This window comes from Flavobacterium sp. RSSB_23 (genome assembly GCF_051547145.1).
Lineage (GTDB): Bacteria > Bacteroidota > Bacteroidia > Flavobacteriales > Flavobacteriaceae > Flavobacterium.
Window position 1 is genome coordinate 1 of record NZ_JBPTTO010000015.1, and the last position, 12777, is coordinate 12777.

The window sequence follows — 12777 nt, forward strand, 5'->3', positions numbered from 1 at the left end:
TGATGCTGAACAAGTAGCGGCAACTGTATCAACCGTTGGCTGTGCTGGCGTTGCAGCAACGGTAATTATTCCAGATGTAGAAGCTGGAGTACAACCACCAGTTGTATTTACTGTATAATTGAATGTTCCAGAAACCGAGGGAATACCACTAATAGTAACTACATTTCCAGACCAAGACCCCGATACACCAGTTGGTAAACCTAAAAAAGTTGCACCAGTAGCTCCTGTTGTGGCTAAAGTTATATTCGTAATCGGACTATTAACACAAACAGTTTGATTTGAACCAGCCGCTATAGTATTCAATGGCGTAACAGTTACCGTTACAAATGCCGTTGGATCTGACTCCCCTAATGTTGTGACAGCGATCCTGCGGTATCTTGTAGTTATATTCAAACCAGCGGGAACATCGTAAGTTGCCGATGTAGCTCCTGTGATCGTAGTCCAAGTGTTAAAAGGACTTACTGCACTTTCCCATCTATAAGTTATAGTTCCAACCCCTACAGCATCTGCAGTACTTGAAAATGCCGCAGGATTTCCTCCACTACAAATAGTTTGATTTGCTGAGATTGAACCAGGTAAAACAGTGACTCTTACATAAGCAGTAGCTTTATCACAAATTGTTGGAGTTAAACTTGTTGAACACAACTCGTATTCTATCTGATAAGTTCCATTAACTGTTCCAGATGCAACTGAAATGATTCCTGCAGCATCTATTGTCAAAGGACCTTGCGTTTTAAGCGTTACAGTCGTATTGGAAGACGTTACTGCAATCCCATCCAGGAGATCGTTAGCTTTAACAGAAGTAGCTAGAGTGGATCCCGAAATCACAGTTGCAAATGGCGAAGCTAAACTACCATCATTAACAGCATCAATTGGAATACAATTTACTTGATAAGGTGTTGAAGCAACAGACAACCCACAAGCTTTAGTACCTGCTACAGAGTAAGAACCTGTTTCGGTAGGAACATACGTTTGGCTCGTTGCCCCAGGTATCAAAACATCGTTCAAATACCATTGATAAGGTGCTAGACCTGGTTCAGCTGTTAACGCAGTTACACAACCTGCTCCGTTAAGTGTTGGAGGATTTTGCTGTGTGGAGTTATCATTGTAAGATGACAAATAAGAAGCCATAGAATAACCATCCCCCTGTTGTACCATACTAATACTCATTCGTACTGCTGAAGTAAAAATAAGATCAGTAGGATCTGATAATTGAGTATTGGTGAAATCTATTAGATAAAACCCTGTAGTTCCTATCTGTCTTCTGGTCCCTGCGATAGTTTCAAGGTCAGTACTATTCATAAAAACCTTTTCTGTCGCACTATTTATCAAGACATAACCAAAATACTTTATATTAGTATTATTATAACGAGTAAATTTTTTTGTTTCTACTCTAAATGAGCCTGTACATGAACTAACTGGAGCTACACAGGCCATATCCACCTCACAACCATCAGCAGTTCCAGAATAGACCATAATTTTCTTATCGGATGAAATAACAGACGCTGAATACTGAACCCCATTAATTCCGTGAAAAATATTTTGAAAACTTCCAGCTGTTGCAAGCGTGTAAGTGTTTGTTGCTGTGACAACTCCTGAAGGATTAACTGTACTAACCGTTACTGTAGTATTATCTTCTGTAGCTATAAAAATCGTTTGTTCTGACAAATTTGTAGCAGTACCGGATGTACCATTACCCCTTACTACCAAATAATTAGTACCTAAAACTCGTACAGGAGGGATTTGATTTAAAACAGAGTCTCCACATCCACTAGGTGTATCTCTCCATTGCCCGGAATTCATCACTACTGGTTTCGAAGCAGTTACCAAAGAACCTATCGCAGATTGAAAAAGATACGACTGACCCGCATTCAATGTTACCAAAACGGTTCCGTTAACTGATACTACAGTATTGTTATCAATTGCCATCACAGAATAAACTGGAGCGGCTATTGCTGCAGGAAAACCAGATGGCGCATAGGCATATAAACCTGCAAAATTAGAACGGTAATACCCTACTCTAAAAGAAGATCCGATTGCCTCATTACCATAGCTAGATAAAGAAGAATTCCCTTTTATTTCTGTAGGTCGCCCACCATTTATTGCATCACTCTCTACATTCCTAACAGATACAGCGATTGGCAAAGAACTTGTAAAAATTAAACCTCTATCATTGTATATGGTGTTGATGGCATTTGCTGGTCTAGAAGCAGGAGATCCTAGAGGTCTAAAAGCAACTGGTATACCAGAAGTCACATTTAATAAAGTTGTTATTAATGTACCATCACTTTTAGTAATCGTAACATCAGTAGCACCAGAAGCAGAAGACACAATAAACTCATTAGCATTAGATGAATAATCCCAAGGAGCTGCTGCTATATAATGTTTTGTAGAATACTGAGAGAAAACAGACTGACTGAACAATAAAACTAAAAAAAGGAAAAATACTTTTTTAAATAAAGAAATAGTATTTAAATAATCAAGAGTAGAGTTTTTTATCATAAATAAATAGCGATTCAAATTTATTCCAGGATGTTTTTTTAGGATTTTTAGCACACATTCAATAAGGTTGAACTTGTATAAAACACTCTGCGTATAATCCGCAGGGCAAAAGTATTTATACGTAGAACAAGTACTACAAAAAAATATTAATAATAAAGGCAAAATTAATAGTATTTTAATCATAACATAATAATATTAAGTATTTTATATAAAAAGTCGATGAAATGCACATAAAAATCGATGAAATACATATATTGTAAAAAAGCGATTTCATTATTTAAAAGACAAAATGCATATTTTATCGGTAAAATCAACAGTATCAGCAAGTTGTTACTTATTTTCTTGTTAATAAAAATTGAATAAAATGTAAAAAATAAAGAAATTAACTTTTTTTTATTCATTTACGTAAAATCCAATGTTTTAGATCTACTAGCATATGACAAAAAACAAACCAAAGAAAAAAATGAAAGACTACTATTGGAAGAAGATAATTCTAACAGAAAGGTGAAGAATAAAAAAAACAAAGAAGAAAAGCCCCTTAAGGCCTATGAATTCAATAGAAAATTCAAATAGAACATTTTATAAAAAACAAATAAAGTCTTTAAAACACATCCATTTTAGTGTTCCAATAAAATGAATTTGGCAACTTCTCAAAATTTAAAAGTCTTGTTTTTGGAAATGAATCCAAAAAATGGAAATATTATGAATACTTCTTGCGTACTTTGCATAAAAAAAGGTTACCCATAGGTAACCAATCTTGAACTATATCACAAAATAGTGTGTTTCTGTATTCTCAGTCTACGACAAATTATCAATTTCTTCTTGAACAATTTCCCAATCCAATAAGAGTTGATCTAATTCGTCTTTCTTTTTAGTGTAAGCAATAAAAAAATTAGCATCTTCAATATGCTTATCATAATTAGAGGCCAACATTTTATCATCATGCTGAATATCAACCTCCAATTGTTTAATTTGACTTTCAATTTTACTTAACCTATTATGCAAAGCTTTATGCTTTTTTTGATCCTCATATGATGCTTTAGACTTTGCATTGTCTTTAGTTGAAGATTGCTTGTCTACATCTTTTTTCTCAACTTCACGCATGTTTTCTAAATTGCGTTGTTCTAAGAAAAAGTTAATGTCACCCAAATATTCTTTTATTTTTTGGTCTTTAAATTCATAGACAATATTTGACATCCCTTGCAAAAAATCACGGTCATGAGAAACCAATAACAAAGTACCACCAAATTTTTGCAGAGCCGCTTTTAAAACGTTTTTAGACTTGATATCAAGGTGATTTGTTGGCTCATCCATCAAAAGTACATTAATGGGCTGCAACAAAAGTTTACATAATGCTAATCGGTTGCGCTCTCCTCCTGAAAGAACTTTTACCTTTTTTTCTACATCGTCACCTCTGAATAAAAAAGCACCCAACATGTCGCGAACTTTCATTCTGTTCGTATCAGTAGCTGCATTTTCCATTGTCTGCAAAAGTGTAATCTCTCCATCTAAATATTCAGCTTGATTTTGAGCAAAATAACCCAACTGAACATTATGTCCTAGCTTTATATTCCCATCATATTTAAATTCATTTACAATGGCTTTAATAAATGTTGATTTTCCCTGACCATTTTGCCCAACAAAAGCAATCTTACTTCCTCGCTCGACCAACAAATCAATATCTTTTAGAATTATTTTGTCGCCATATGCTTTAGTAACATTCTCTGCTTCAATTACAACCTTTCCGGGTTCTTTTGAAACAGGAAACGAAATACTCATAACTGAATTATCATCTTCATCAACCTCGATTCGTTCCACTTTATCAAGCTTTTTGATGAGTGATTGAGCCATCGAAGCTTTTGAAGCTTTCGCTCTAAACTTCTCTATTAACTTTTCAGTTTCTTCAATTTTTTTGGCCTGATTCTTTTGAGTTGCTAACTGTTTTTCTCGGATTTCATGACGCAACTCTAAATATTGAGAGTAGGGTTTATTAAAATCATAAGCCTTACCTAAAGAAATTTCAATTGTCCTATTAGTGACATTATCCAAAAACATTTTATCGTGAGAAACAATCACAACTACACCTGGAAAGTTTCTTAAAAAACCTTCTAACCAAATAATACTTTCAATGTCCAAGTGATTTGTAGGCTCATCTAGCAAAAGAATATCATTGGATTGTAATAATAATTTAGCTAACTCAATTCGCATTCTCCAGCCACCAGAAAAAGTATCGGTTTGATTGTCAAAAACTTCTCTTTTAAAACCTAGACCTAAAAGAATCTTTTCAGTATCACCAACATAATTGTATCCTCCCAAAAGTTCAAAACGATGGGTATAATCAGATAAATCTTCGATGATTTGTCCATATTCCTCACTTTCATAATCAGTTCTAGTAACTAATTGATGATTGATTTCTTCTAATTTCTTTTCAACTATCTTAATCTCAGTAAATGCCTCATAGGCTTCCTCAAGAACGGTTCGTCCCGCTTCAAAATCAATGTCTTGTCGAAGAAACCCCATTCGTACCTCTTTTTCCTGAGCGATACTTCCTGAGTCTGGCGCAAAATCACGAGCTAAAATCTTAAGCATTGTTGACTTACCTGCTCCATTTTTACCAACTAGACCTACTCTATCGCCTGCACCCAAACGAAATGTAACCTCTTCAAACAAATAGGAACCACCAAAAGAAACCGATAAATTATGTATATTAAGCATAGATTGTGACTAATGTTACATAGGTAGCAAACTAAAATTGTACCTTTGTTAAAATTTTTTGCAAATGTTAAAAAAAGGATCCAAACTAAATAGCATTTTAACAGGAACTTGTCCGAAATGTCAAAATGAAAGTATGTATGAGGACAAAAATCCTCTTAATTTGAGTAAAGTACTTAAAATGAATGAAACTTGCAGCCATTGCGGCTTAAGATATCAAATTGAACCTTCCTTTTTTTATGGATCGATGTATGTAAGTTATGCATTAAATGTAGCAGTAGGAGTTGCGACATTCATAGTTTCCTACGTCTTTTTGGGGACAAGTATAAAAAACTCTTTTTTCGCAATATTAGGTTCCTTAATTATTTTATTCCCTTGGGTTTTACGATGGTCGAGAAACATTTACATCAATATGTTTGTGAGTTACGATCCATTGAACTCAAAGAAATAAACTACTTTCTAAATTTCTTAAGATATCTATTCCAATTTATTTCATCAGATAAAGGCAACTGATGTTCAATATTATTATACAAAGCTTTAGCCATTGAAGGCCCTAACATAACTCCTCGTGTACCCAAACCATTTAAAATGTGAAGCTGAGAATAGGTGTCATGCGTACCTACAAGAGGTCTTCGGTCACGAACAGTCGGTCTTACTCCAGCAAAATGCTCTATAACCTCAAATTCACAAGATATAATTTCTTTTATACGAGCAATTAATTCTTCTTTACCATCACTTGTTGGCAAGTCTGTTTTATCTTTCCAATTATAGGTTGCTCCAACTTTAAAAAGACCATCTCCAAGAGGCAAAATAAATACACTTGTATTTACAATTACATCAAGAGTAAGATTAGGAGCTTTGATAATAAATAATTCACCTTTTGTTCCGTCTAGTGGCAAATAATTAAAATAAGGATTTTGATGCATTCCAAAACCCTCAGCAAAAATTATATGCTTTGCTTTAATGCCATTGTACGCAATTCCTTCCTCTAAAAAAACAATATCGTCATACTTGAACTCTTGTTGAAATAATAAAGAACGACTAAGTAAATACCCACGATAATGTTCCAATAAAAGAGAGGTATCCACATAGCCCGTTTTAAGCACCTCACCATAACCAAATGGAGCATCAATACCATTGTATTTTTTAAACTGCAAAGTAGTTGACAAAAAGGGGGCTAAACTTTTTTTATCAGAAGCCAAAAACCAATTGTTTTGTTCTTCGATAGAGAAAAACTTTCGATATATAGGTAATTTAGTATCAAAAGCAACAGAAAACTTATTTCTCAATGAATTATAAAAATCATCCATATCGCACAATTGACTACTAGCATCCCATACTTCTGTAAAACGCTTAAGGATAACCGGGTTATACAAACCTCCAGCTATACGAGATGAATTTTGAGAATTGTTTTCAAAAACAACAATTTTTTTATTGTTATTCAAAGCTAAATCAGCAAAGGAAATTCCAGCTAAACCAGCACCAACAATCAAATAATCAATCATACAATAAAAATTTAATAAGATTAAAAACAAAAAACTCTTACTAAAAAGTAAGAGTTTTTTCTATAATGAACTACATTAATTAATAGTTCCACATATCTTGTTCGAAATTACGAATTTTCTCTTTAATTCTTTCCGATTCAATAAGCTGATTTTGGGAATTGTCTTTCATATAATCTTCAACCGCACGGTCTCCGTAGATATTTTCCTCTTTGTATACAACTGCATTAAATCTTCTTGAATTCAAGATTTGATCGAAAGAAATTGGCATTGAAGAATTCTTCTCATTAAAAGTTTTTGCTTCATGCAAAACCTCTCTTGATGCAGGGAAAAATACCCAGAACAATTCAATATAATCTTTTTCCTCACTGTTCATTGTGTAAACATCAGGAGTTACTGGACATATTCCAAGTAAACGGTACTTTAATTCACTTTGACGTTTATCAAAATACCAAAAACCTTTAATCTTATATTGAGTAACATCTTGCGCAGATAAATCTTGTTTCAAGATATACTCAGCAGGAATGCTTTTAGTTGGTCCAACTGTTTCGTCAACATAAGTAACTGTTTTCTTTTTACCAGTACCAGTAACAACTTTTTTCTTTACTACTCTAGATCTGTATGCATCTGGGTCTTGATTAATCAATTCTCTACCAGCATCAGTTGTATCAATACGAGATAAAGAACCTTGTATATCTTTAAGCGATTTTTTAGTATTAAAATAACTGTCTGTATACACTTCGGTAATCTTACCTGACTTCATTGCTTTTGTTAAAACATCGTACAATGAACGTCTATCGTGTCCAATGTTAGCAGTATCAATAGGGAAATAAAGAGGGAAATTGATTTTTTCACTTAAATCAATTATTTCCCAAGTTGTTTTACCCATCAAGATATCTCTATCATGAACATAGCCATAAGCTAATGGTTTGTCATTATCTGAAATAAGTTGAGCTGCAGTCTTAAGTCCAATTTCACTAGGCTTTTTGGCATTCAAAAGATTGGATTGTGAAAACCCAGCTACACTACCTAATACAGTGACAATAGCTACTAAAAAAAATCTTACATTCATCATGGTGTCCTTATAAAATATTGGAGTAGTTTTTACAAACGTACTATTATTGTATTTCGTAAATTACTGGAGCTGTTCTTGGTAATAAATAACTACCAGCACCAACTAATTTAGTTTTAATTTCAGAAATCGTTACTTGATCTCCTCTTCCCGCTTTTGACAAAGCAGTAATACATTGTGAATTTAAACGGTTACCTGAAACAACAACAGTTGGTTGACCTGCAATTTTGAAGTTGAATCCAACAACATCCAAACCTACTTCAAAATCAAAATCAACTAATTTAGCACCAATTGTAGCCACTTGAAGATTTGATTTAGGCCCTTTTACTACGCCCATTTCTCCTCTAATAGTTCCAGCTGGACCAGGAATACCTTTAATTCTATAAACTTTCTTATCTGATGCCATTTTACCATCAGACATTTTTCCAGTAACATTAATTACTACTTCAGTACCAGTACCTGGACTCATGTTGTATTTACCATTACCAACTTTAGTCAAACCAGGTGCAGAAGCCACTACATCTTTATCAGAAATACCCGCAAAAGAAATAGACATTGGATTAACCACACCACGATACACTACATTCATCTTATCTGCAGAAATAGTAGCAGAATTAGGTCTTGGTACCACAACATATTTACCTTCAAATTTCAAAGGAATTGTTTTACCATCTTCTAAGAATGTAAATTGACCGTTAATATTTTGCTCTCCAACACCACCAGCTGTAAGTGAGATAACCGCTTGACCGTTTTCTAATCTACCTGGACCTTGGAAAGAAGTTGGTTTTGTGTTTTCGTCATAACGACCTAAAACTACTTTACCTTTTACATTCTCTCCTTGGAAATAAGCATTCTTTTCTAATACTACGATAGCTTGATAGTTACTGTAAGAAGCTGCTTCAACAGCTGCTTTTCCTAATGCAGAATTGTAAACATCAGCCTCAACTTTTTTAACATCATTTTGCCAAGCAGATAATTTTGCAACAGATGCTACAGCAGGAAATCCTTTAAAGTGGTACGAAAGGTATTTTATTTTATTACCTTCTTTATCTTTAACCTCACTTAAATCAAACTTTGCATCAACTTCTTTAGCAATTGCAGCATATTTTTTGTCAGCTCCTAAAGCCGCTTTAATATCTGATTTATACTTTTCAATTTTAGCAATAATTTCATTTCCTTTTTTAGTGTACCCTTCACCAATAAACCAGTTATCAATGTTGTCACCTTTATCCATATTCTCGTATGGTAATTTGCCAGTTTCTGAATCTACAGTAAAGCCTTTAAGAACATCTGTTTTTAAAGTGGCAATATAAGCATCAAATTCTTTGGTAATTACTTCTACTTTATGTGCAGTAGCTGCAGCGGCAACGAAATCACCTTTTGCTTCAGCAGCTTTTGTGTCTAAAGACATCAATAAAGCTTGATTGTTTTGTGTAGAAGCAGCATTTGCATTTTCAAATTTTTCATTCATCAATCCAAAAGCAGATAAAACTTCTTTGGACATATTCATTGCTAACATTGCGATGAAAACCAAGTACATTAGGTTAATCATCTTCTGTCTAGGGGTTAATTTTCCTCCTGCCATTTTTTCTAAATAATTAGTTTAATAAATAATAATTTTAGTCGAAAACTAATTATCCTTTGTTGTTCATTGCAGAAAGCATTCCTCCATAAACACTGTTTAATGAAGCAATATTTGCTGTCATTGAAGCCATTTGCTCTTTCAATTTACCAGCATTTTCAGCAATTTCTTTATTAGCTTCAGCGTTTCTTGAAGCACTTTCTAATTGAACTTTATATAAACTATTTAATGATTCCATTTGAGCAGCAGCCATAGATAACTCTTCGCTGTATTTTTTTGTAGATGCTATAGAATCAACTGTTGGAGAAATTGCTTTAGCAGCCCCTTCAAAGTTTTTGATGCTATTTCCTAAGCTTGACATCAACTCAGAGTCAATTTTAGCTTCTTTCAACATTGCATCTAATTTTTGAGATAAAATCCCTTGAGCATCAACTTTCTCTTCTTTTTTAACTTGAGATTTAGCTTGACCATTCGCTAATTCTGGATAAACTAAAGTCCAGTCCAATTCGTCTTCAACTGGTTCGAATGCAGATAAAGCAAAAATTGCCGCCTCAACCAAAAGACCAATAGATAACATTAATGTTCCTGTTAATGGTCCTAATTCAAAGTGAGTAATTTTGAATAATGCTCCGATAATAACTACTGCCGCTCCCATACCGTAAGCGAAATTCATTGTTTTTTTGCTTAATAATGCCATGATAATTTGTTTTTAGGTTAATTTAAAATATTTAGATTTGGTTTAATTTATTTTCTTCCTTTGGTAGTACCTGTAACTTGAGTACCCATGTAATCTTGAACAGTTCTAAATCCGATAAAACTTCTTGCTGAGTCAGCATATTCAAAATCTCTTGTGCTTACTTGCAAGAAATAGGCAACATCTTTCCAAGAACCTCCACGTACAACTTTACGTTTATTAGAAGCATCTGAAACGTTTGGATTCATAGTTGAAACATACTCAAATCCATTTGGATCGTAAGCATCGTTAGTCCATTCAGCAACATTACCAGCCATATTGTATAGATTATACCCATTAGGCTCGTAAGATTTTGCTTCTACAGTATACAATGCATTATCTGCAGCATAATCACCACGACTTGGCTTGAAGTTGGCCAAGAAACAACCTCTATCGTTTTTAGTGTAAGGACCTCCCCAAGGGTAAGTAGCTGATTCCAGACCACCTCTTGCAGAGTACTCCCATTCAGCCTCTGTAGGTAAACGGAAAGAGTTAATTAAATCACGTCCTTTTTGTTTTGATTTTATATAAGTGTTTTTGTTTTGAGTTCTCCAAGCACAAAATGCTTTTGCTTGAGTCCATTTTACACCAACTACTGGATATTCTCCATAAGCTTTGTGCCAAAAATAATCATTATGCATTGGCTCATTATAAGAGTAAGCATAATCTTTAATCCATACAGTCGTATCTGGATAAACATTAATCTCTTCTGTTCTAATGAAATCTTTTCTAGAACCTTTTTTAGCTTTTGCTGCAGCTTGGATGTCCATCCAAGTGTATTTGTATTTCAATTTATTAACGTCAATTGTTCTAAGACCGTTGTAGGATTGGTCTATTGGCAAATACATTGAATCCATCACTTCAGCATAATACTCATCTGGATACTTTTTAGTATCCTTTATTAGCTTAACCTTACGGTTCAACTTTCTTGTAGCGTATGGATCTTTTTCAGTACCTACACTATAATAATTGTCATACATGTACTTATCGTAAGCAGTCATCTTGGTAGGATCGGAATCATTAAAAGCAAAATCGCCAATACTTCCAGCATTTTTACCTTTGCCAGCAGCAGCTTTTTGCCCACTATCTTCCGCAAGAATTGCTAAACGAACTCTGATAGTTGAATCTTTTACCCATTCTACGAAAGAACGGTATTCACTATTTGTAATTTCGGTTTCGTCCATATAAAACGAACGTACGGTAACGGTTTTAGTTGGTGCATCGTCAATAGCGGCAATATCATGCTCTGATTTACCCATAATAAAAGAACCACCTGGAACTAATGTCATTCCATAAGGTTTTTCTGGGTGCCACTTACCTCCTTTAACACCTACTAATTCTCCTTTATCGCTTGATTTACCACAGCTTATTAACAAAGTCAAAAAAGCCGTAAACACAATGATTTTCTTCATATAAATTTGGGGGTTAACTATTCATCTTTTAAAGTTTGTAAACCTATTTATTATTTTTTAAATAAACAATTTTTACAAGTAACAAATCCGTTTTTTTTTTAACTACTTTTAAACACTGTTTTTACGCTGTGCTTTCCACCATCTCTCAGGCAACTCTTGATTACAAGCGGCCAAATACTCTTCATAAGAACAGGGTAACAACGTATTTCTTTTTAATTTATTATTCCCATTGGTTAAAAAAGGAATTTCTATCCACCATCTGTCCGTTTTATTACTTTTATAAAACACTAACTCTTCTTCTTCTAAAGGAACGATATACTTAAGGTAATTATCTTTACTTCCAAAGGGATACTCCCCTGAACGAAATTGATAACCTTCAATAAAATACCATATAATTTGCGCAATTAAGACCGCCTCTTGAGCGGTACTGGTATGATTGAATATCCCAAATAAAGATACTTTATCACTTATACCAGCATATCTTGACAATGAACAAATTTCCTTTCCATTAAATCCATTTGGCGCGAAAGTATTAAAATTTCCCGAATCTGAGGATTTTACAGCAGTTAAATCTAAACTTACTACATCAGCATCCCTAAAAACAGGCTCTGCGAGCGCAATATTATTTGAAATCTCACCTAATCTGTAGGCATCAAAGTATAATTTCTCTATAATATCAATCTCTTCTTGAGAGTTATAATAGGTTTGATAACCTATATTACAATAGTTAAATAGATTATTCGGAGAATCAATAACCATTTTTGTTAAATACGAAGTGCTTGATAAGCGATCCGTTTCTTTACCAAAATCAAACTTGTTATCTATTGCGACCAAATTAACCATTTGTTCCAACTCGTCATAAGCTCTATAAAGTGCATAAGTTAGGTCTTGAGAACCACCAATAACAATTGGAACAATTCCTTTTTTAATCAAACTAGCTACTACTTTTTTAACAGCAAAGTAAGTGTCCATTGTTGAATTTCCGGCTAAGATATCTCCCAAATCAGCGATTCCCATTTTCCAATTACCCATAAACAATCCATAGAGCGACTTACGAACTGAAGTTAAATCCACAACAGTCGCTACTCCTTCATCTCCTCTATTCTCGAGCACTCCAACCAAAGCGATTTTAACTTCACTTAAATCAGGAAACGCATCATCAGTATGCAATGCCATAACTCCACCAATGTGCTGAGAAGACAACTGGTTTTTATAATCTACGATTTCATTATCTATCGGTACAAGAAAATCAAACTCCATAG

General features: G+C 33.9%; 8 protein-coding genes and 1 pseudogene. 1 reads left to right on the forward strand and 8 read right to left on the reverse strand.

Annotated elements, in window-relative coordinates; genetic code table 11:
* Positions 1–2502: pseudogene (locus ACSVH9_RS15095) on the reverse strand (hypothetical protein); the annotation flags it as partial.
* Between the two features lie 798 nt (positions 2503–3300).
* Positions 3301–5217 (reverse strand): ABC-F family ATP-binding cassette domain-containing protein, encoded by a 1917-nt coding sequence (locus tag ACSVH9_RS15100; protein WP_438064426.1) that lies wholly within the window; start codon positions 5215–5217, stop codon positions 3301–3303.
* A 64-nt stretch (positions 5218–5281) separates the two neighbouring features.
* Between ACSVH9_RS15100 and ACSVH9_RS15105 the strand changes: the two genes are divergently transcribed.
* Entirely contained in the window at positions 5282–5665 is a 384-nt protein-coding gene (locus ACSVH9_RS15105) for a DUF983 domain-containing protein (RefSeq protein ID WP_159690767.1), read from the forward strand.
* A gap of 1 nt (position 5666) precedes the next feature.
* Here ACSVH9_RS15105 and ACSVH9_RS15110 read toward each other — a convergent pair whose 3' ends face one another.
* From ACSVH9_RS15110 to ACSVH9_RS15135, 6 genes are all read right to left on the reverse strand, one after another.
* Positions 5667–6719, reverse strand: a complete 1053-nt coding sequence (locus ACSVH9_RS15110; RefSeq protein ID WP_438064427.1) for an NAD(P)/FAD-dependent oxidoreductase — start codon at positions 6717–6719, stop codon at positions 5667–5669.
* 79 nt (positions 6720–6798) lie between these two features.
* Positions 6799–7788, reverse strand: coding sequence for a gliding motility protein GldN (gene gldN, locus ACSVH9_RS15115; RefSeq protein WP_438064454.1), 990 nt, complete (start codon positions 7786–7788; stop codon positions 6799–6801).
* A 46-nt stretch (positions 7789–7834) separates the two neighbouring features.
* Complete coding sequence (gldM, locus tag ACSVH9_RS15120; RefSeq protein WP_438064428.1) at positions 7835–9373, reverse strand: gliding motility protein GldM; 1539 nt, start codon at positions 9371–9373, stop codon at positions 7835–7837.
* Between the two features lie 49 nt (positions 9374–9422).
* A complete protein-coding gene (gldL, locus tag ACSVH9_RS15125; RefSeq protein WP_159690758.1) occupies positions 9423–10067 on the reverse strand; it encodes a gliding motility protein GldL in 645 nt (214 codons plus the stop codon).
* A 47-nt stretch (positions 10068–10114) separates the two neighbouring features.
* Positions 10115–11515, reverse strand: a complete 1401-nt coding sequence (gene gldK / locus ACSVH9_RS15130; protein ID WP_438064429.1) for a gliding motility lipoprotein GldK — start codon at positions 11513–11515, stop codon at positions 10115–10117.
* A 108-nt stretch (positions 11516–11623) separates the two neighbouring features.
* A complete protein-coding gene (locus ACSVH9_RS15135; protein ID WP_438064430.1) occupies positions 11624–12775 on the reverse strand; it encodes a formimidoylglutamase in 1152 nt (383 codons plus the stop codon).
* Between the last annotated feature and the right edge of the window lie 2 nt (positions 12776–12777).